17 protein-coding genes are annotated in these 21,110 nt (G+C 27.1%); 15 read left to right on the top strand and 2 right to left on the bottom strand.

The window, feature by feature from the left end; translation table 11 throughout:
• The 6 genes from RT575_RS10205 to RT575_RS10180 all read left to right on the top strand — a co-directional run.
• On the top strand, positions 1-262 hold a 262-nt coding region (locus tag RT575_RS10205; RefSeq protein ID WP_313580625.1), incomplete at its 5' end, for a cell division protein ZapA.
• 254 nt (positions 263-516) lie between these two features.
• On the top strand, positions 517-2,088 hold the full coding sequence (gene rny, locus RT575_RS10200) for a ribonuclease Y (protein WP_313385771.1): 1,572 nt from the start codon (positions 517-519) through the stop codon (positions 2,086-2,088).
• A gap of 359 nt (positions 2,089-2,447) precedes the next feature.
• On the top strand, positions 2,448-3,407 hold the full coding sequence (locus RT575_RS10195; RefSeq protein ID WP_313580623.1) for a ribonucleotide-diphosphate reductase subunit beta: 960 nt from the start codon (positions 2,448-2,450) through the stop codon (positions 3,405-3,407).
• Between the two features lie 44 nt (positions 3,408-3,451).
• Positions 3,452-5,152 (top strand): ribonucleoside-diphosphate reductase subunit alpha, encoded by a 1,701-nt coding sequence (locus RT575_RS10190; protein ID WP_313375451.1) that lies wholly within the window; start codon positions 3,452-3,454, stop codon positions 5,150-5,152.
• Positions 5,153-5,312: 160 nt separating this feature from the next.
• Positions 5,313-6,407 carry a hypothetical protein gene (locus RT575_RS10185; RefSeq protein ID WP_313580621.1) on the top strand — a complete coding sequence of 365 codons (1,095 nt, stop codon included), beginning with the start codon at positions 5,313-5,315 and terminating at the stop codon, positions 6,405-6,407.
• A 44-nt stretch (positions 6,408-6,451) separates the two neighbouring features.
• A complete protein-coding gene (locus RT575_RS10180) occupies positions 6,452-7,138 on the top strand; it encodes a hypothetical protein (RefSeq protein ID WP_313580620.1) in 687 nt (228 codons plus the stop codon).
• A 334-nt stretch (positions 7,139-7,472) separates the two neighbouring features.
• On the opposite strand, the gene RT575_RS10175 is transcribed toward RT575_RS10180, so the two are convergent.
• Positions 7,473-8,549 (bottom strand): TerC family protein, encoded by a 1,077-nt coding sequence (locus RT575_RS10175; RefSeq protein WP_313580618.1) that lies wholly within the window; start codon positions 8,547-8,549, stop codon positions 7,473-7,475.
• Positions 8,550-8,659: 110 nt separating this feature from the next.
• Between RT575_RS10175 and RT575_RS10170 the strand changes: the two genes are divergently transcribed.
• The 9 genes from RT575_RS10170 (at position 8,660) to RT575_RS10130 (ending at position 19,273) form a co-directional block, all read left to right on the top strand.
• Positions 8,660-10,408, top strand: coding sequence for a glycoside hydrolase family 3 protein (locus RT575_RS10170; protein WP_313580616.1), 1,749 nt, complete (start codon positions 8,660-8,662; stop codon positions 10,406-10,408).
• 2 nt (positions 10,409-10,410) lie between these two features.
• The gene (locus RT575_RS10165) at positions 10,411-11,541 is read left to right on the top strand and encodes a serine hydrolase (protein WP_313580631.1); all 1,131 of its coding nucleotides are present in this window, start codon (positions 10,411-10,413) and stop codon (positions 11,539-11,541) included.
• A gap of 25 nt (positions 11,542-11,566) precedes the next feature.
• On the top strand, positions 11,567-12,703 hold the full coding sequence (gene bshA / locus RT575_RS10160; RefSeq protein ID WP_313385780.1) for an N-acetyl-alpha-D-glucosaminyl L-malate synthase BshA: 1,137 nt from the start codon (positions 11,567-11,569) through the stop codon (positions 12,701-12,703).
• A 339-nt stretch (positions 12,704-13,042) separates the two neighbouring features.
• Positions 13,043-13,567: a hypothetical protein gene (locus RT575_RS10155; protein ID WP_313580614.1), complete on the top strand. Its 525-nt coding sequence runs from the start codon at positions 13,043-13,045 to the stop codon at positions 13,565-13,567.
• Positions 13,557-14,801, top strand: a complete 1,245-nt coding sequence (locus RT575_RS10150; protein WP_313580613.1) for a DUF4407 domain-containing protein — start codon at positions 13,557-13,559, stop codon at positions 14,799-14,801. Before RT575_RS10155 ends, RT575_RS10150 begins: the two co-directional genes overlap by 11 nt.
• Positions 14,785-16,257, top strand: coding sequence for a hypothetical protein (locus tag RT575_RS10145; RefSeq protein ID WP_313580611.1), 1,473 nt, complete (start codon positions 14,785-14,787; stop codon positions 16,255-16,257). Before RT575_RS10150 ends, RT575_RS10145 begins: the two co-directional genes overlap by 17 nt.
• The gene (locus RT575_RS10140; protein ID WP_313580609.1) at positions 16,248-18,128 is read left to right on the top strand and encodes a hypothetical protein; all 1,881 of its coding nucleotides are present in this window, start codon (positions 16,248-16,250) and stop codon (positions 18,126-18,128) included. Before RT575_RS10145 ends, RT575_RS10140 begins: the two co-directional genes overlap by 10 nt.
• 6 nt (positions 18,129-18,134) lie before the next feature.
• Positions 18,135-18,611 carry a hypothetical protein gene (locus tag RT575_RS10135; RefSeq protein ID WP_313580607.1) on the top strand — a complete coding sequence of 159 codons (477 nt, stop codon included), beginning with the start codon at positions 18,135-18,137 and terminating at the stop codon, positions 18,609-18,611.
• A complete protein-coding gene (locus RT575_RS10130) occupies positions 18,611-19,273 on the top strand; it encodes a hypothetical protein (RefSeq protein WP_313580605.1) in 663 nt (220 codons plus the stop codon). The genes RT575_RS10135 and RT575_RS10130 overlap by 1 nt, the downstream gene beginning before the upstream one ends.
• 368 nt (positions 19,274-19,641) lie before the next feature.
• Here RT575_RS10130 and ccoG read toward each other — a convergent pair whose 3' ends face one another.
• The gene (gene ccoG / locus RT575_RS10125) at positions 19,642-21,093 is read right to left on the bottom strand and encodes a cytochrome c oxidase accessory protein CcoG (protein ID WP_313580603.1); all 1,452 of its coding nucleotides are present in this window, start codon (positions 21,091-21,093) and stop codon (positions 19,642-19,644) included.
• Between the last annotated feature and the right edge of the window lie 17 nt (positions 21,094-21,110).

Raw genomic sequence — 21,110 nt, 5'->3', positions numbered from 1 at the left:
TGCTTCACGTCATTACCCAATGACGATTAATTCTGACGAGGAAGAAATGTTACTTGCTTGTGCAGAAGAAATAAATGCTATTTTGAAACAATTTGAACAGAAATACGCTGTTTCTGACAAACAAGATGCCCTTGCTATGGCAACAATTCAACTCGCATTACGTGAAGCTAAATTGAAAAAGCAAGTAAAAGATAACGAAGAAATAACAACAGAACGTATTTCTAAGTTATTAGAATTGATCGATCAGTCAATTCCAAAATAAAGAGAAGTTCTGACAGTTGCGAAACTGTCCATTTTACAATATTCCTACATTAGTTCTAGCTATTTTGGTTAACTCAACACTAGTTTTGTTACCGAGTGAACACCGTTCGGAAAGCGGGCCACAACCTTAGGGTTCAATTTTATATTGACAGTGGATACTTGACTATCGGACTAACTCAAATCCTGTTTTCAGGAGTTAACTCAAAACATACTCGACTAATGTAGGTTTTTTTATATAAAAACATTACATAATCTATGGAACCAATGACAATAATTATTGCGATTGTTACATTAATCATAGGAGCTACGGTAGGATATTTTTTATCAAAAAAATCGGTTGATAAACAAAACCAAGAATTGATAAATGAGGCTACTCGTAAAGCTCAATCTTTGATTAATGATGCTGAAAAGGATGGCGAAGCCATTAAAAAAGAAAAGATTTTTCAGGCGAAAGAAAAATTTTTAGAATTAAAATCTAAGCACGAAGAAGTTGTAAATCAGAGAGAAAGAAAGGTGTCTGATGCAGAGCTTAGAGTAAAAGAAAGAGAAGAAAGAATAAAATCAGATTTAGCTGAAATACATAAACAAAAAGATCAAATAAAATCTGAAAAAGGTAATATACAAGCACGCACTGAAAAACTAAATATCAAGCAGAAAGAAATTGATGCTATGCATAATAAACAAGTAGAGATACTTGAAAGAATTTCAAATTATTCTGCTGAAGAAGCTCGTGCTGAGTTGATTGAAGTTTTAAAAGACGAAGCTAAAACTAAAGCTCAAGCTCATATCCAAGAAATTATGGAAGAGGCTGAGTTAGATGCAAAAAATGAGGCTAGGAAAATTGTTATTTCATCAATACAAAGAATTGGTACAGAGCAAGCGATAGAAAATGCAGTTTCTGTTTTTAATATTGAATCTGATGAGATAAAAGGTAGAATTATTGGTCGTGAAGGACGTAATATTCGTGCAATAGAAGCTGCAACTGGTGTAGAGGTTATTGTTGATGATACACCTGAAGCTATTATTCTTTCTTGTTTTGATCCTGTAAGACGTGAAATAGCTCGTCTTTCATTGCATCGTTTAGTAACAGATGGACGTATACACCCTGCAAGAATTGAAGAGGTCGTAGCAAAAACAACTAAACAAATTGAGGATGAAATTATAGAAGTAGGTAAGAAAACTATTCTTGATTTAGGTATACATGGATTACATAAAGATTTGGTTCGTATTGTGGGACGTATGAAATATAGATCTTCTTATGGGCAAAATTTATTACAACACTCACGTGAAGTAGCTAATTTAGCAGGAACTTTAGCAGCTGAGTTAGGGTTAAATCCAAAATTAGCTAAAAGAGCAGGTTTATTACATGATATAGGTAAAGTTCCTGAGCAAGAATCAGAATTACCTCACGCTATTTTAGGTATGCAATGGGCAGAAAAGTATGGAGAACATCCAGACGTTATTAACGCAATTGGGGCTCACCATGACGAAATAGAGATGACATCTTTAATTTCACCAATTATTCAAGTTGCTGATGCTATTTCTGGAGCTCGTCCTGGAGCTCGTCGTCAAGTTGTAGAGTCATATATGCAACGTTTAAAAGATTTAGAAGCTACTGCTCTAAATTTTGATGGGGTAGAAAAAGCATATGCAATACAAGCAGGTCGTGAGTTACGTGTAATTGTAGAAAGTGATAAAGTTGATGATACAAAAGCAGCAGAATTATCATTTTTGATTTCTGATAAAATTCAGAATGAAATGACTTACCCAGGTCAAGTTCGTGTTACTGTAATTAGAGAAACAAGAGCTGTTAATATAGCGAGATAACAAAATAAAATTATAATCTAAAATGGGCAAATCTATTAAATAGATTTGCCCATTTTTTTACATTAAAAATATTTATCTATATTTAAATGTTGTTAAAAAAATATTTTCTTAATTAATATATTATATATTGTAAATTAATTAATTAACAACTTGTTGATAACCTTTTAAATTTTTAATATTTGAAAATTTTTAATTGTAAAATGTTATCTTAATTTTGGAAATAGAGTATTATAAAAATACAAAATTGTAAGTCTATTGACTCTCAATTATAAAAAAAAATATGTCAGATTTAATCTGATATTAAATTTTAAAAAAATGCATTTTTATACTATTTATTAATCCTAAAATTCTAAAAAACTATGTCAATTTTTGATAAAAGAGTAAATTATAAGCCATTTGAATATCCTGAGATTTTAACATTTACAGAAGCTATACAAAAAGCATATTGGGTACATGGAGAAGTAGATTTTACTTCAGATATACAAGATTATCATGCCAATTTGGATGAAGTAAAAAGAGAGATCCATAAACGCTCTATTTTATCAATTGCTCAAATAGAAGTTACAGTAAAAGGTTTTTGGGGAGATTTATATCATTATTTTCCAAAACCAGAATTAAATGGTTTAGGAGCAACATTCGCAGAATGTGAATTTAGACATAGTGAAGCTTATTCTAGAATATTAGAAGTGAATGGTTATTTAGATGAATTTAGTATAGCTTTAGAAAATCCAATTTTTAAAAGTTATAATACATTCGTTGGAGACATTATGCGTGATGAGAGTAAATCAATCGTAGAAAAATTATTATTTTTTGCATTAGTAATAGAAGACAGCTCTTTATTCTCAAAATTTGCAAATATATTAGCATTCACTCGTTTTGATGGTTTAATGAAGAATACAGCAAACATAATTGCTTGGACTTCTACTGATGAACAAATTCACGCGAATGCAGGAATTTATTTAATAAATAAAATTAGAGAAGAAGGTTTACTTCCTGCAGAATTAGATCAAAATTGGGTAGAGATAGCAGTTCGTGGTTATATAGATCAAGAAGAAATGATGTTAGATTGGATTTTTGAAAAAGGAGAATTTGGTTATTACTCAAAATCTGATTTATTAAACTATATGAAATATAGAATTGATGATGCTGTAGTAAAAATTGGATACAAAAAAATATATAACATTACACAAGAACAATATAAGCCAATGGCTTGGTTCGAGGAGGAAGTATTTGCAAATAGTTTAGATGATTTCTTTGCAAAACGTCCAGTAGATTATACAAAGCATGATAAAAGTATTTCTGCTGATGATCTATTCTAATAAATAAAAACAAGAAAAAAATTAATACATATAAATCTAAAACTATGGAGAACTCAATTTCAAACGAAGAAACTCAAAATGTATTTTTTGACGGTGAGACGCCAAAACTTTGGTGGAAGAATTCGGAATCTGAACAGATTCTAAACAGAGGTTATTTGTTGAAAGGAGAAACCGTAGAAGGAGCAATAGACAGAATAACAGCTGCAGCAGCTAAGCGTTTGTATAAGCCTGAATTACAAGAATCTTTCAAAGAAATGATAGAAAGAGGATGGATGAGTTTATCTTCTCCAATTTGGGCTAATATGGGGACGGAAAGAGGTTTACCTATTTCTTGTTTCAATGTGCATATTCCAGATAGTATAGAAGGAATTACACACAAGCTAGGTGAAGTAATTATGCAAACTAAAATAGGAGGAGGAACATCTGGTTATTTTGGAGAATTACGTGAACGTGGTGCAGCAATTACAGATAATGGTAAGAGTAGTGGAGCTGTATCATTTATGGAATTATTTAATTCAGCAATGAATGTTGTTTCTCAAGGATCTACACGCCGTGGAGCTTTTGCTGCATATTTAGATATTGACCATCAAGATATTGAAGAGTTCCTTAAGATTAAATCAATCGGTAGCCCAATTCAAAATCTATTTTATGGTGTTTGTGTACCAGATTATTGGATGCAAGAAATGATTGATGGAGATGCTGATAAAAGACAAATTTGGGCGAAAGTACTAGAATCTCGTCAAGAAAAGGGATTACCATATTTATTCTTTTCAGATAACGTAAATAAGAATAAACCACAAGTTTATAAAGACTTAGGGATGAGAATAAATGCATCAAACCTTTGTTCAGAAATAATGTTACCATCTAGTGAAGATGAATCATTTATTTGTTGTTTATCTTCTATGAATTTAGAATTGTACGACGAATGGAAAGATACAGAAGCAGTACGTTTAGCTATATTTTTCTTAGATGCTGTATTACAAGAATTCATAGAAAAAACAGAAGGAAACCATTACTTAGCTTCAGCTAATAAATTTGCAAAACGTCACCGTGCATTAGGATTAGGTGTATTAGGATGGCATTCTTACTTACAGCGTAATATGATTCCATTTGAAGGAATGGAAGCAAAATTACGTACAACGGAGATCTTTAAACATATACAAGGTAAAGCAGATAAAGCTTCAGAAGAATTGGCTCGTATATATGGAGAACCAGAAGTATTAAAAGGATATGGACGTCGTAACACAACAACATGTGCCATTGCTCCAACAACGTCTTCATCTGCTATTCTAGGACAAACATCACCAGGAATAGAGCCTTTTGCATCTAACTATTATAAAGCAGGATTGTCAAAAGGTAACTTTATGCGTAAAAATAAATACTTAACAAAGTTATTACAAGAAAAAGGATTAGATAACGAAGATGTTTGGAGAGGAATCATGTTAAATGGAGGTTCAGTACAGCATATTGCAGAATTATCTCAAGAAGAAAAAGATGTTTTCAAAACATTCAAAGAAATTTCTCAGTTAGAGATTGTACAACAAGCAGCTATCCGTCAAAAATATGTAGATCAATCACAATCATTGAACTTAAATATTCCACCAGATTTACCAGTAAAAGAGGTAAATAAATTAATGATAGAAGCGTGGCAATTAGGAGTTAAAACTCTATATTATCAACGTTCACAATCAGTATCGAAAGAATTAGTAGCTAATTTAGTGTCTTGTTCGTCTTGTGAATCATAAACGAGATTTTTAAATAAAAAAAAGCTGTTTCATTTACATGAAACAGCTTTTTTTTATTTAAAATTGATTATTCTAATTGAAATTATAAAATTATACAGTAATCCATCCTAAAAATTTTTATTAAAATATTATATTTATTATCTAATCTATTAAACTAAAAATGACAAAAGAATTTAAAGAATTCGAAAAACAAATTAAGAAAACACATAAAATCGCTTATACACCACAATATAAATCTGAATTTCATACTCAACTTTCTGAAAAAGCTTTTTTTGCAATCACAAACCAAACGTTTGAAAAATTAGATTGGGATATAATTTACATAGATCAACACTCTATAGAGGCTAAACGGAAAGTTAAAAAATTTGGAATGTCTCAGTATACAGAATCTATAATTGTATCTTATAATTATGGAAATGTAATTGTAAAGAGTGAATCATTAGGTAATGAATTTTGGGATAATGGTAGAAATTCAAAAAGAGTACATTTATTTGTACATGTTTTTCAGCAAATAGAAAAAGAGTGTAATCGCGAAGATTTAAAAAAATTAGAGAAAGAGCAAGAAGCCAAAGATAATTGGGATAACTATATAATTCCCAATGAACTTCCAAAACCCAAAAAAATAAGAAAACCAAAGATTTTGTTTTCAATAATTATAGCAATTGCAACATCTATTTTATTAGCATTTGTAATTGCGAAAATTTCTATAACTGCAAAATATGTGATTTTTTTATTTGAATTTTTAGTAGGATTAGCTTTGGCATTTTCATTAAAATTAGGAATTCAATTAGGTAATTATACAAATTTTATTCAGTTAAAAAATATACTTATAGCTTCTATTATTATTGTTTTTATTGGTAATCAAGTATTTCAATATATTATTATAATAAATGAGAATAATATTAACGGGATTGGTTTTTTTGAATTTTTGAAGTATAGAATTCAATTAGGTTTAAAATTAAAAAAAATAAACGTCGGAACTATAGGTCTTATTATTAGTTGGATTATTCAATTAGGTTTATCTTTTATTTTCGGTTATATATTTTTGATGAGGTTTTTAATTAATTATGTAATAAAAAGAGTACCTTCTGAAGTCGTTGAATTTGCGCTTTATCATTTTATAAAAGGTAAAGATGAGTATCAAGTAAGAAATGAATTATCTACTTTAGGATGGGACAAAGAACAAAATCAGAATGAAGTTTTTGAGGCTATAGATGGAGTTCAAGGACAAAATCAAATGAATAGAACAACTTGATTTTTGTCAATTATAAGCTGCTTGATTATTAAATGTTATTTAAAATGAAATCAATACTTTTTATATTTTCATATTTTTTTTCACTAAATCTTTTTGGTCAGATAAATAATAATTTTGAATTAACAAAATACAGTGATACAGCTAATTACTTCGAATATGTAAAACCAATTATAGAGAAGTTAAATCTAATAAAACCAATAAATAATAAAATTTTTTTTCGATTAAGTTCACCTAAATATTATTTAGAATTATCAAAGGAGTCAAATAAATATTTGATTTATGCAAATGAAATCTGGAAAGGAGAAAAAACAGGAGAGATCTTTATAAAACAGATAGACTTATCAAAAAAACAAGTAAGTGAAATAAACAGTCTAATTGATTCTTTAAATATAAATGATATTCCAAGTGGTAATCAAATTAAAAACTGGACTTCAGGATTTGATGGGATAACATATATTTTTGAACTGAAAAATAAAAATAAATATTCATTTAAAAATTATTGGTCGCCATCTTCTCAAGAAAAATTTGAAGAATCAAATAAGATTAATTTCTTTTTACAAAAATTAGATGATATAATTAATTACCAAAAGAATAATGAGGAATTTGAGAGAGAAGTTCCTTATTTCAATTGGAAAAGAGATGGTACTTCTTGGAATGTCGTAAAAGCTATAACTAAAGAGAATAAGGCTGAATACAAAAAGTATAAAAAAAAGAAAAATAGTAAATTATGAATATAAATAATTATTTAAAATTTCTTTGGGCAATACCTTCGGTCCACGCTTTTTGCTCCCAATCTTTTTAGATTAGATATCTAACAAATATTAAAATGAATCCAATCTAAAAAGGATTTCTGCTTCAATCGCTATTGCAAATTATTGATTAATAAATATGATTTTAGACAATTCAAAAAAGTTGCTTCTGAAATATTAGTATTTTTTGAATAGAATTAAAAAGTAGTAAATATTATTGTTTTCTAAACAATAAAAGCGTTAGGGATTGTAATGAAAGATTGTAAGGGAAAGCCCGCCGGAACGGAACGCCCAAATCATTAATTTGTTACTATAATTAATTAACTGCTTTTGTTTTATTTGAGATCAAAGACCAAATGATTGTTAGGAATAAAACACCTCCAATAATTGAAAGAGAAATTGTCGACTCGAAATGGTAGAATGGCATAATAATCATTTTTATTCCTATAAAGCTTAAAATGATTGCTAAACCATAGTGTAATTTGTTGAATTTATCCATAGAATTAGCTAACAAAAAATACATAGAACGTAAACCTAAAATAGCAAATATGTTGGATGAATAAAGGATAAATGGATCGTTTGGTGCAACAGCAAATATGGCAGGAATACTGTCTACAGCAAATACTAAATCTGTAACTTCTATAACCATTAATGCAACAAAAAGAGGAGTAGCCATTTTTATTCCGTTTTGTACAGTGAAAAATTTTCCTTGTGCAAAATTAGGCGTTACTTTAAAAAATTTGTGAACTAATTTTACTCCAATATTTTCAGATAAATCTTGGTCTTCATCTTCTTCAGATTTCCAAGATTTTATTCCAGCATAAAGTAGGAAGAATCCAAAAAGCGTCAAAATTATATTTGGTCGGAAAAATTCTTTAGTTACGTAATTAGCATGTGGATCAGAATCACTTAATGTAAAATTCCAATCACCTATAGAAAATGCAGGTAAATAAGTCATTTTAATTAATTCTACACCAGCAAAAATAAATATTGCTCTAAAAATTAAAGCACCAATTATTCCCCAAAATAAGACTTTATGTTGATATTCTTTTGGAATTTTAAAGAAACCAAAAACAAGTATGAATACAAATAAATTGTCGATAGAAAGAGCTTTTTCTATCCAATAAGCAGCTTGAAACTGAGAGAATTTGTTGATAGCAAATGCATGTCCATCAGCATTCTTGAAAACAAAATAAATAACTCCACTGAAAATCATTGCTAACGAAATCCATACAACAGTCCATGTTAATGCCTCTTTATTAGAAACAGCATGTGGATTTTTATTAAAAATACCTAAATCTAGCAATAACATAATAATTACTGCGATTCCAAACACAGTTATTAGACCAGGATGATTTAACATATTATCCTGAACAACACTGAAAATACTCATATAAGTTTACTTTTATCTAACAATTTGCTATAAATTTACCAATTATAATTAAATGGCTCTTCATAATTGCCTTTAATAAGACAGAACTAGCAAAGTTAATTTATTTTAGAATGAAAAAAATATTCATATACTTTTTATTGATAATTATTTTACCAATAACATTGAAAGCACAACAAGATTCACCATTGTACAAAGATTCTATTCAGATGAAATGGGTAAATGAGAAATATGATTCGATGTCGTTGGAAGAAAAAGTTGGTCAATTATTTATTGTTGCTGCCTATAGTAACAGAGATATAGTCCATGAAAATGAAATACAAGCTTTAATAGAAAAAGAGCATATTGGAGGTTTGATTTTTATGCAAGATCAGGCTGTACATCAAATAGAATTAACGAATAAATTTCAATCGGTGTCTAAAATTCCTTTATTGATTGGAATGGATGCTGAATGGGGATTAGCCATGCGTTTGAAAGATGTTGAGCGTTTTCCTTGGAATATGACATTAGGAGCATTACGAAATAATGATTTAGTTTATCAAGTAGGTAAACAAATAGGTGTACAAGCGAATAGAGTAGGAGTACAATTTAATTTTGCTCCGTCTATAGATGTTAATGTGAATCCTAATAATCCAATAATTGGTAGCCGTTCTTTTGGATCTAATCCAGATCGTGTGGCAGAAAAAGGAATTGCTTATATGGAAGGAATGAAAGCACAAAATGTATTATCTTCTGCAAAACATTTCCCAGGACATGGAAATACAGATAAAGATTCTCATAAAACATTACCTTTAATTCCAGATAATAAAGAAGATTTAGAAAAATACCATGTCGCACCATTTAAAAAATTAATTGATGCAGGAGTACAATCTATTATGGTTGCACATTTAAATGTTCCAGCTTTGGAATCTGATCCAAAAATTCCTTCAACACTATCTAAAAAAATTATTACAGATTATTTAAAGGGAGAATTACATTTTAAAGGAATTATTATTACAGATGCCTTGAATATGGATGGTGTTGCTAAAATGTATGCGCCAGGAGATGTAGATTATAGAGCATTTATTGCAGGGAATGATGTTTTATTATTTTCACAGAATGTGCGTATAGGAAAACAAAAAATTATTGAAGCAATAAACAAAGGTGAAATTTCTGAACAACGTTTAGAAGAAAGTGTAAAGAAAATTTTGATGGCAAAATACATTACAGGGTTAAATGAGTTGAAACCTTCTGACCCAATAAATGTGATTCAAGATTTAAATTCTGCTGAGAATTTAGCTTTAACAACTAAGATATTTGAGAAAGCATCTACAATTGTTAAAAATGAAAACAAAGTATTACCTATAAAAAAGTTAAACAAAAAGATAGCTTTTGTTCCATTAGAACAAACGGATTATGATACTTTTTTAACTCATTTACAAAAATATGCGAATGTTAAATTAGTACAAGTAAATAATCTTACAGAAGTTAATTTATTGAATGATTTTGATGAGATTATTGTTGGTGCATTTTTATCAAATGAAACGGTATATAAACCTTATAAATTATCTTCAAATTCAATTGAAATTTTAAATGCATTGCCAAAAGGGAAAAAGAAAATATTTTCCTTATTCACAAGTCCTTATGGATTAAAAGATTTGGATTTATCGAATTTAGATGCTGTAACTGTTCAATATCAAAATACAAAAGAAGCACAAGCTGCTGCTGCACAAATTATATTTGGAGCGAATGGAGCAGATGGAATTCTTCCTGTAGATGTAAACGATAATTTGAAAGCTGGACAAGGAATTGTTACAAAATCAATAAAACGTTTAGGATTTACAGCTCCTGAAAATGTTGGTCTTTCAAAAAAAAACTTTTAGAAATAGATCAACTAGCAAATAATGCGATTATAAATCATTATACACCAGGAATGCAAATTTTAGTTGCTAAAGATGGTAAAGTGATTTATGATAAAAGTTTTGGAACACAAGATAAAAATTCTTCTGTAAAAGTAAAATGGACGGATTTATATGATTTAGCCTCTGTAACTAAAGTAACTGCAACTCTTCCGTTGTTAATGCTAGAAGTTGGTGAGAACAAACTTCGTTTAGATCAAACATTAGGAGAAATAGATGAACAAGCTAAAAATACAAATAAATCAAACTTATCAGTAAGAGAAGTTTTAGCACATCAGGCTGGTTTGAAACCTTGGATTGGATTTTATAACGAAACAGTAAACGTAAAAAATGCTCGCTTGTATTTAGATTTTTATTCACGTAAAAAAGATGAGGAGCATCAAATAAAAGTTACGGATAATATTTTTATTATTAATTCGATAAAAGATACTATTTACGAAGATATTTATAAATCGCCATTAGGTAAAAAAACATATCAATATTCAGATTTAGGATATTATATCTTCAAAAAAAAATTAGAAAAAGATTTTCAAGAAGGTTTAAATCAAATTGTACAAGAAAAATTTTATCAAGATTTGGGAATGTATCGAACAACATTTAATCCAAAAGAAAAATTTTCTTTGAATAATATTGTTCCAACAGAATATGATAAAACCTACAGAAATCAATTAATACATGGTTTTGTACATGACCAAGGAGCTGCAATGATGGGAGGAATAGCTGGACATGCAGGATTATTCTCTAATTCTATCGACTTAGCCAAACTAATGCAAATGTATTTGAATGGAGGAGAATATGGCGACCAGAAATATTTAGATTCTTCAGTTATACAAGAATTTACAAAGCAACAATTTAAGGGAAATCATAGAGGAGCAGGTTTCGATAAAATGACTAATCCATTACAAACAGGACCTTCAGCAGAAAGTTTTGGACATACAGGTTTCACAGGAACAATGGTTTGGGTTGACCCGAAATATAAAATAGTATATATTTTTCTTTCTAACAGAGTCAATGAAACAGTAGAACCAAATTATCTTTCTATTAAAAAAGTAAGAGAAAATATAAGACAAGTAATTTATGATGCAATTTTGCCTTAAATTTGTCTAAATAAAAAAACGCAAAATGAAAATAGGAATTGTGTGCTATCCTACTTACGGAGGAAGTGGAATTGTAGCAACAGAACTGGGAATGGATTTAGCGGAGAAAGGGCACGAAGTACACTTTTTTAGTACCAATGTACCTGCAAGATTAAATATCAAATTACCAAATATATACTTTCATCGTATTCATGTAGAAACATATCCATTGTTTCAATATCAACCATATGATTTAGCTTTAAGTACAATTTTGTACGACAAAGTATTGCATTACCAATTAGAGTTAGTTCATGTGCATTATGCAATCCCACATGCTTATGCAGCATACTTTACAAAACAAATGTTACAACGTAAAGGTTATCATTTACCGATTGTAACTACTTTACATGGGACAGATATTACTTTGGTAGGTAAACATCCTGTTTATAAAACAGCAGTAGAGTTTTCTATTAATGAGTCGGATGTTGTAACTTCAGTTTCAGAAAGTTTGAAACAAGATACTTTAAAGGCTTTTGATATTACAAATCATATAGATGTTGTACCGAATTTTATAGATAACGAACAATATTTACCAGAGAAATGTGTATGTTGTAGAGCAAATTTTGCTTTACCTAATGAAAAAGTGATCTTACATACATCTAATCTTAGAAAGGTAAAACGTATAGAAGATGTTATAAAAACGTTTAACATTATACAAAAGCAAATTCCATCAAAATTGATTATTGCTGGAGAAGGTCCTGAATGGGAGCTAGCAGATCAGTTAATACAAGATTTTGGGTTACAAGATAAAGTAAAAAGTCTTGGAATGGTAAGCGATTTGAATGATGTTTTAAAAGCATCAGACTTATTTCTGTTACCATCCGAGCAAGAAAGTTTTGGTTTAGCTGCTCTAGAAGCAATGGCAGCAAATGTGCCTGTTGTATCTTCTAATGCAGGTGGAATTCCAGAAGTTAATATAGATGGTGTTACAGGATTTGTTTGTCCAGTAGGAGATGTAGAAATGATGGCACAAAAAGCTATTTATATTCTAGAGGATGACAAGCGTTTGTACGATTTTAGCCTTAGAGCAAAAGAACAAGCTATCCGATTCGATAAAAAGAATATTCTTCCTCTTTACGAAGATTTATATCGAGCAGCAATAGAAAATGTAAAAGTAAATTAAGATAGAAAACTAACCTTTTTGGGTTAGTTTTTTTATTTTATACTATCTGTTTTTTTTAACCTCTAACTTTATTTATGGCAATCACTTCGTACCGCGCTTTTTGTTTCAATCTTTGCTAATTGATCATTCAGTTTAAGTTGAAATGCATTAATTAGCAAAGGATTTCCACTTCAATCTCTATTGCAATCATTTAATTTTTAATCGAATAATTATTTTTAATAGTAATCTTTTTATATTTAAAATATATTGTAATTAGAATTATATTAAATAAAACTTTAATGTTTTTTTAACTATTATTGTTTTTTTTATATTAAATTAGCCAAATATTTTAACATAAAAATGATAAATCCTTTTAAATTATCAGATTATTTTATACCTATTTATAATTTTTTTAAAATTATAGTTAAAATTAATTTTAGAAATTTCAACTATAGATTTAAGAACAAAACATACCTAGATAAAAAATATATTAAACATAATTATATAAATAATAAAGGAATTATAAAAATTGATTATGATTTCGATAATTTAATTTATTTGAAATTTGAAAAAACATATTATTTCAATCAATCAAGTTCTCTTATAATTAATCTCTATAACTACAATAAAGATGAAATTACACTAAAATTTAGAGGTTTAAAAGATGAAATTATACATATAATAAAAATTAATGATTCAATATTTACAAACTTCTCAGAATTTTCTGTTGATATTAAAGAAAAGAAGATAAAAATTAGTAAGAAAATTTCTTCATTAATAAATATAACTCCGAATTATAATTTAACATTGAATGATTTCAAAATAAGCAACAATCAATACAAGGTAAAAAGAATAAAATATAACAAATCAAACTATGTTAGATAACAAATATCAAGTTCCAGAAGCAAGCAAAGTAATGAAAGCATTATGGACAGCGGCAGGTGGAGATCCGTATTTATTACAACGCACTACATATAGCGATCAAGTAAAATATTCATGCTTAGGTGGAATTGTATTCGCTACGGGATTAATGGCAGGTTTATCAGGTGGTTATGCATTTTATACAATTTTTGAACCTAGAGGGAGTGCATTAGATAACCCTATTCACATAAGTACTGTATTTATGGCTATTATATTTGGTATTTTTTGGGGGCTAATGATTTTTAATTTAGACCGATTTATTGTTGCCGCAACAGGAAAAGGTGATGGTACAGAAAAAATTACTTGGGATGAATTAAAAGGTGCTATTCCTAGAATTATCATGGGATGTATTATTGCTATTAGTATTTCTAAACCTATTGAAATTAGAATGTTTAAAACTGAAATTGACAATAGATTATATGAAAAACAATTAGAAGTACAAAAAGAATTTGAAAAGAAAACAACTGCGAACTTTGAAGAAAGACTAAAAGTCGTTGAAAATGATTTAGGTAACTTAGAAGTAAAGCGAAAAGATATCATTGATAGAATAAAAAAAGCTGAACAAGCTTATGAAGATAATTTAATGGGAAAAGCTAATGGTGTTATAGCTGGAAATGGTCCATTAAGTAAAGCTCTTAATGGACAAATAGCTTCACTTAAAAATGAATTATCTAGATTTGAAGAATTAAATAAACAAAAATTTGAACAAGCAGATAAAAAGAAAAAAGAAATCCTTATAGAAAAAGATAAAGCATTATCATCAAATGAAAAAGTAGCTAAAGGATTAGATGGTTTATTAGAACGTATTAAAATTGCACACGAAGTAGCTGGATTTTGGATAACTACTTTTGTAACATTATTATTTTTAGCTATAGAGTTAACTCCTATATTTTTTAAATTAATGTTAACCAAAACTCCTTATGATTATTTAGCTGAAAATAGAGATGATTTAATAAGAGCATATAATGGTATTGAAGTTAAATACGATTTTTATGAAGATAAAAAAGGAATTGAAAGACATTTAGTAATAAATCATGAAGCAGATTTAAAAATTTTTGAAAAAATTAAAGAATCAGAAATACAAAAAGAATTAACGGATTATGCAATCAATAAATTTAAAGAACACGAAAAAATTAAAATTAATGAAAATCCAAGTGACTATATTCAAAATGTAAAAACTGATGAAAGAGAAGTTTAAAAAATTTAAAAACTTCTTTTTATTTTTCTCATCAGAAGATTATTACCTTATAAAAGAATATAGAAAAAGTATAGGCAATTCTAAGAAAGATAAAAAAAAGAAGATAAAATTGGATCTTTATTTTACAATAATTGGTCTACTTGTTTTTTTGCTTTTTATTGGAACTACTTTTAGTTTCATGATATTTGTTTTTAATACTTTAAAAGGGTATTCTAAATTATTAAGTATACCTATTGGTATATTTTTAGGATTACTTATTGCTAATATTTATTACTTTTTATTATATACTATTAGTCCAGTAATTTTACCAAAAGCAGACAAAAAAAAGAAAAAAAAGAAAAAAATTCTGGATTTGGATAATAAAGATGAGTTTAATTCTATATTTTCATTTTCATTTATTTTTAGATTTTTATTTATTGCTTTTATTGCAATTATAATTTCGCAACCTTTATCTGAATTTGTAATTTTTAATGTTTATCCAGAAAAATATGCTAAAACTGAAAACTTAGAAATTGAAAGGTATAAAGCAAAAACAATTACTTCTGCTTATATTTTGAAAGATGATTTATTAGTTCAAAAAGAGAAAAAAAATGTTGAAGAATTCAACTCAAAAATTGAACAAATAATTAATCTTTCAGATTCGGATAAATTGAAGCTTAGTGCTGTAACTTATTTATTCAATCAAAAATATTTAGCTGATAATGAATTTATTAATCAATTAAAAATTATAAACAAAGAATTATCAGAACAAGGTAAAATCCCACTGCAATCTAGAAATTCAAAAAAATTATCTTTTATCATACAGAATTCAAAAAATATTATTAATAATGAGATTATAGAAGATAAAGAAAATTTACTATACAATACTAAAATTATATTTGATTCTCCTGAAATAAATAAAGCATACAAAAAAGTCCTAAACAATTGGAAATTAATTACCGAAGAAAAATTAATGGCTAATCAAGAAATTCTTAATGTACTTAAAAATAATGCATTTTATACTCTAAAATTAAAATTACTATCAAGTGGTAACTTTTTAAGTCAATTGATTAGTATAATTTTCATTGCTATTTTTAGCTCTCCTATCATATTTAAATATATGATACGCAAAAGGTTTGATTATTATGCTTACAAAGCTAATTTAGAAAAGGAAATAATATCAAATGCTTATAATTTATACATAAAACAACACAATGAAATACTAAATTATAAAATTGAAGAAAGTATAACAGATAGTAAATCTAATCTTAAAAATTCACTCGAAATTTTAAAAAAACACAATAAAGAAGCTTATTATAAAATTAAAGAAGATATAACATACTACACTTTAAAAAAGCTTCCTATAAATAAATACGAACATTGGGCTGATCCACCATTTAGAACAAAACGTAAATCTGAAAAAGTATACAAATCTGAAAAAGATTTATTAAATAAAATTTATCAAGAATGGGAATAATTATAGGAATAATAGTTATCGTTTTATTCTTGATTTATAAGAATAAAACAGATAAAACTAAATCTTCAAACAATACTATTTATAAAAAAAATGAAATATTAGATAATTTAGAAGAAGAATATGATAAGTATGATACTACACTTGGTAAAGCCTATAAAGAAATTACAGTTAAAAGAAAATACAATAGAAATACTTTTATAGAAGGTTATTTTACAAGTAAATATAGAGGTGGAATTTGTAATAAAAAAGATGATAAAAAAGACTTTCGTATAAAGCTTTATATTGTTGAAATTACCCTAACTAATTCTAAAATTTGTAATTGTATAATAGGTAATAAATCTATTTGTAATGGTATACATTTAGATAAAGAAAAAAACTTTATAACAGATAAAAGTAATTTATTTAACATTGATGAGATTCAATTACCTGAAGAATATACATTAAATGGTTTTGACAATGAAATTTATAAAATTAAATTAAAAGATCCTAAAATTTTTAATTTTGAGAGTTTAAGACAATTTCATCAATCTGAAGATGATGAAGTTTTTGGCGTAATTAATGGGCAAATTAATGGGCATTTATTAGATTATACTTACCAAGATGAAATAATTAGAAAGTATGAGCCTTCTATATATGAAAGAAGTGAATATACAACTCCTTATACCAGTATTTCTGGAACAAAATTTATTGATTTAAAAGATAATATTATAGAAAATGAATTTGATATTCCTAATCAAAAAATATTAAAGAATAATAAAGAACAGCTTAAAATAAATACAGGTAAAACATCTATTAAGAAAACAATAAGAAAATCTTATAATAATAAATATTTAAATGGAGAACTTGGATGTTCCTCAATCTTACTTTGGTTATTAATACTAATTATATCTACTATAATAACTTTTTCATTAATACCTCAACTTAGTTTTATTGTTATAATATTTGCTATAATATTTGGATTATACTTATTACCTACTAAGTTCGGTAATTGGTTATTATCGGCTTTATATATTTTTTATGCTTTTTTTATTATAGCGGCACTCACATTTCCTGTATGGAAAAAAGGAATTAATATAAACTGGGATTGGATTAGATTTCCTAAATATACTATTCAAGATGAAGTTATAAAAGAAAATCCTATACCAATTATAGAAACAGTTATAGAAAATCAAAAAATTAAAGATCATATTATTGTAAATCATAAAACTTGGGAGGATTATAATGGAAATGTTTATGACGGTACTTATAATGTTAAATTATCTGATTTAAGACAATCAAGATCTTATAAATATAATTTACATTTAAGAAATATAACTTCTTATAATCAAGCTATTCATCTTTTAAAAGAAAATGATCAAAATAGATTAAATGGTGTTTATGAAATGTTCGATTCTATAAGAAATCATAAGAATCTTAATCAAATAGATTTTGCTAATATGATTATCAGCTTTATTCAAGATTTTAAATATAATTTAATTTTACCAAAAGCTTGTGATCCTAAAATTTACAATGATGATTTTATTTCAAACTACTTAAATAATAATGAAGGCCCATGTTATCCTAATCAACCCTTTGGAATAAATACTCCAGTAGAGTTTATAGCTAATTCAATCGCTGATTGCGATACAAGAACACTTGCTATTTATACCATATTATCTCATTACAATTATGATGTTGTCATATTATCAAGTGATTACTATGGACATTCATTATTTGGAATTAATTTACCATACATTGCAAAATACAAATATCCCTATCATGAAAAACAATATACAATTTTTGAAACTACCGTAGCAAAATCTGTTCCTGGTGCAATATCTAACGAGATATCAAACTTAAATCACTGGAAAATTACATTAATGTCTAAATAAAAAAATATGAACATAACAACAATTATAATTTTATCATTATCAATAGTCTTTGGATTAATTACAACACTTTTCATTTCTAAAATAATATTAAGTAGAATTGACTTCAAAGAAAATGAAAAAGTAGGTATGTATTTTAAATATTCATCATTTTTAATTGGATCAACAATTTTATTAAAAATATGTTTAGAAAATATTGTATACACTTCAGATATTCTAGTTTCTAAAAATTTTAATTTTAAAAATTTAGAATTTTATAAATTAACTCTAATTTATTTTATAATCTATTATTTCTTAATTATTATTATAAATTTTATATCAAATAAACTACGCTTAATAATTATATCAAATGACCATGAGAATGGAAATCTAAAACATATAATAGCGAGTATTCTTTTTATTGCAATATGTTTTTTAAATATTTCATTACTTGAAATGATACTAAATTATTACAAACCAACTGTTGAAACACAATTTTATAGATAATGTATAAATTTTTTTCTTTAATTCTTCTAATTATACTTTCAAGTTGTGGAGAATCAAATTCAAATGTAAAATATAGCTCAAATACTGATTACGTAACTCCGAATAATGGTGATTTATCTTTTGATAATTCATATGTTGATTCTTCTACAATAACTAAAGAAATTGTACCTGAAAAAAATCCTAAAGAGATTTTAGAAGAGCAGGGATGGAAATCAACTGAGATTAATAATGGACAAATGTCTTCATGCTATAATTTTAAGCAGAAAAAAGGTAAAGTAGACAACAGTTTGAAAATTACTGTTGGCAATGGTACTGACGTTGTTATTAAATTAATGGATGTAAATACTAATAAATGTATAAGATACGTATTTATTAATAGAAATACTACTTACTCTATTCGTAACATTCCAGAAGGACAATATTATTTAAAAATAGCTTATGGTAAAAATTGGTATTCTAAAACAGAAAATGGAAAATGTATAGGTAAATTTATCGAGAATGCTATCTACGAAAAAGGTAAAGATAAAATCGACTTTAATATAATACATTCTTATGATGGTTATCAAATTCCAAGCTATGAATTAGAATTAGATGTTATTTCTTCTGATATTGTTAATTCTTTTAATTCTACTACTATTTCTGAAGAAAGCTTTAATAACTAAATATCAAAACATTTTTTTGCGATTAAATAAAAATAATCTAACATAAGTCTTAATACCATTCTTATTTTTCAATTTATAAAATAGTTTATCCTAAAGATAAAAACGATTGATATTCTTTTATTTTAAGCTTATTTTAAAGATTTTTAAATTTTGTTAAAGGTCATAAAAACTGATTTCCACTTCAATCGCTATTGCAATGTAAAATTTAAAAAATGCGTTAAGGATTGTAATGAAAATCCTTTTTCTTCAGAAAAAAATTGTAATGGAAATCTTGTGCCGTAGATAACGCCCAAATCTAAAATTATTACAGTATAAACTAAGAACTTATTCTTTAAGAATAAGTTCTTGTTAATATTCATTATTTATATCTAAAAAGGAGCCATAAAGCTTATGACATAACTATCAATTTCTTTTCCATTTTTATCTTTTATTTCCAAATCAATAGGAACTTTATAAGATGTTAAATCTTTTCTAGGGATTTTAATTTTTATTAATCCTTGTTTTAATTTTCCTTTATCTAGAGAAATAAATTGATGATCTTCATTCAAAATTTCAGCTTTCCCATCTCGAAACGTTTTTACATCAACTGTCAATTTATAGGTATGATTAGTTTTATTCATTAAGTTATATTGAAGTGTATTTGTAATATATTCACCTTCTACAGAAAAATCTTTTCCTGGAACCTGTAAAAATTTAACCTCTACATCACTTCTATTCACCATAAATGAAGTCATGGCAACAAGCATTAGAATTAGAGCTGCAGAAAAAGCAACTAATCTTGCATTAATTTTAAATGGAGTACCTTGAGATATGTTTTCTTCTGATGCAAATTTTACTAACCCTGTAGGGAAACCTACTTTAGACATCACATCATCGCAGGCATCCATACAAGCTGTACAATTGACACATTCTAATTGAGAACCATTTCTTATATCTATACCAGTTGGACAAACAGCAACACATTGTCCACAATCAATACAATCTCCTTTTCCAAGTTCTTTTCTATCTTCATTTTTTCTAAATTTAGAACGCCCAATTTTTCCTTCTCCACGAACATAATCATAAGAAACTTGCATAGTTTTTTTATCGACTAAAACACCTTGAAAACGTCCATAAGGACAAACCAAAGTACATGCTTGTTCTCTGAACCATGCAAAAACAAAGTAGAATAAACCACTGAAGATAATCATACCTAAAAACATCGTAAAATGTTCAAAAGGTCCATCTAAGATATATTGAATTAAAACATCTGCACCTAACATATAAGCCAAGAATACATTGGTAAAAAATAAAGAAATAATTGCGAAAATTAACCATTTACTTCCTCGTTTAATAATTTTTTCTTCATTCCATTCTTGTTTATCAAGTCGCATTTGTTTGTTTCTATCACCTTCTATTAAAAATTCTATTTTACGGAAGATAAATTCTAGAAAAATAGTTTGTGGACAGAGCCAGCCACAAAATAATCTTCCATATACAGTTGTGAATATGATAATAAATACAACACTTACAATCATACCGATAGCTAATAGAAAGAAATCTGTTGTAAAAAAAGGATATCCGAAAAGTATAAAAATAGTATTAAATACATCAAACTTAAAAATAGGATTACCATTTGGTAATTTTATAAACGGAAGTACAACAAGAGATAATAAAAGTATTGTTGATACTATTTGACGATAGTTTGTGTATTTACCTGAAGGTTTTTTTGCATATATCCATTTTCTAGTACCTTGTTTGTCCATTGTGGCAACTTCGGTTCTGAATTTTTCATTCTCCTCTGTAACTAGAGTTTCATTCCAATCATTCATAATATCCATTATATATGGACAAAGTT

It is taken from the genome of Chishuiella sp. (assembly GCF_032109125.1).
Taxonomy (GTDB): Bacteria; Bacteroidota; Bacteroidia; order Flavobacteriales; family Weeksellaceae; genus Empedobacter.
This window is presented reverse-complemented; position numbering and strand designations above follow the sequence as displayed.

What these genes read in the sequence shown, in the direction of transcription:
- RT575_RS10140 (WP_313580609.1), top strand. Translation starts at nt 16,248, where the DNA reads ATGGGAATAATTATAGGAATAATAGTTATCGTTTTATTCTTGATTTAT.
- RT575_RS10170 (WP_313580616.1), top strand. Translation starts at nt 8,660, where the DNA reads ATGAAAAAAATATTCATATACTTTTTATTGATAATTATTTTACCAATA.
- RT575_RS10155 (WP_313580614.1), top strand. Translation starts at nt 13,043, where the DNA reads ATGATAAATCCTTTTAAATTATCAGATTATTTTATACCTATTTATAAT.
- ccoG (WP_313580603.1), bottom strand. Translation starts at nt 21,093, where the DNA reads ATGGATATTATGAATGATTGGAATGAAACTCTAGTTACAGAGGAGAAT.
- RT575_RS10145 (WP_313580611.1), top strand. Translation starts at nt 14,785, where the DNA reads ATGAAAGAGAAGTTTAAAAAATTTAAAAACTTCTTTTTATTTTTCTCA.
- RT575_RS10175 (WP_313580618.1), bottom strand. Translation starts at nt 8,549, where the DNA reads ATGAGTATTTTCAGTGTTGTTCAGGATAATATGTTAAATCATCCTGGT.
- RT575_RS10130 (WP_313580605.1), top strand. Translation starts at nt 18,611, where the DNA reads ATGTATAAATTTTTTTCTTTAATTCTTCTAATTATACTTTCAAGTTGT.
- RT575_RS10150 (WP_313580613.1), top strand. Translation starts at nt 13,557, where the DNA reads ATGTTAGATAACAAATATCAAGTTCCAGAAGCAAGCAAAGTAATGAAA.
- rny (WP_313385771.1), top strand. Translation starts at nt 517, where the DNA reads ATGGAACCAATGACAATAATTATTGCGATTGTTACATTAATCATAGGA.
- RT575_RS10135 (WP_313580607.1), top strand. Translation starts at nt 18,135, where the DNA reads ATGAACATAACAACAATTATAATTTTATCATTATCAATAGTCTTTGGA.
- RT575_RS10185 (WP_313580621.1), top strand. Translation starts at nt 5,313, where the DNA reads ATGACAAAAGAATTTAAAGAATTCGAAAAACAAATTAAGAAAACACAT.
- RT575_RS10180 (WP_313580620.1), top strand. Translation starts at nt 6,452, where the DNA reads ATGAAATCAATACTTTTTATATTTTCATATTTTTTTTCACTAAATCTT.
- RT575_RS10190 (WP_313375451.1), top strand. Translation starts at nt 3,452, where the DNA reads ATGGAGAACTCAATTTCAAACGAAGAAACTCAAAATGTATTTTTTGAC.
- bshA (WP_313385780.1), top strand. Translation starts at nt 11,567, where the DNA reads ATGAAAATAGGAATTGTGTGCTATCCTACTTACGGAGGAAGTGGAATT.
- RT575_RS10195 (WP_313580623.1), top strand. Translation starts at nt 2,448, where the DNA reads ATGTCAATTTTTGATAAAAGAGTAAATTATAAGCCATTTGAATATCCT.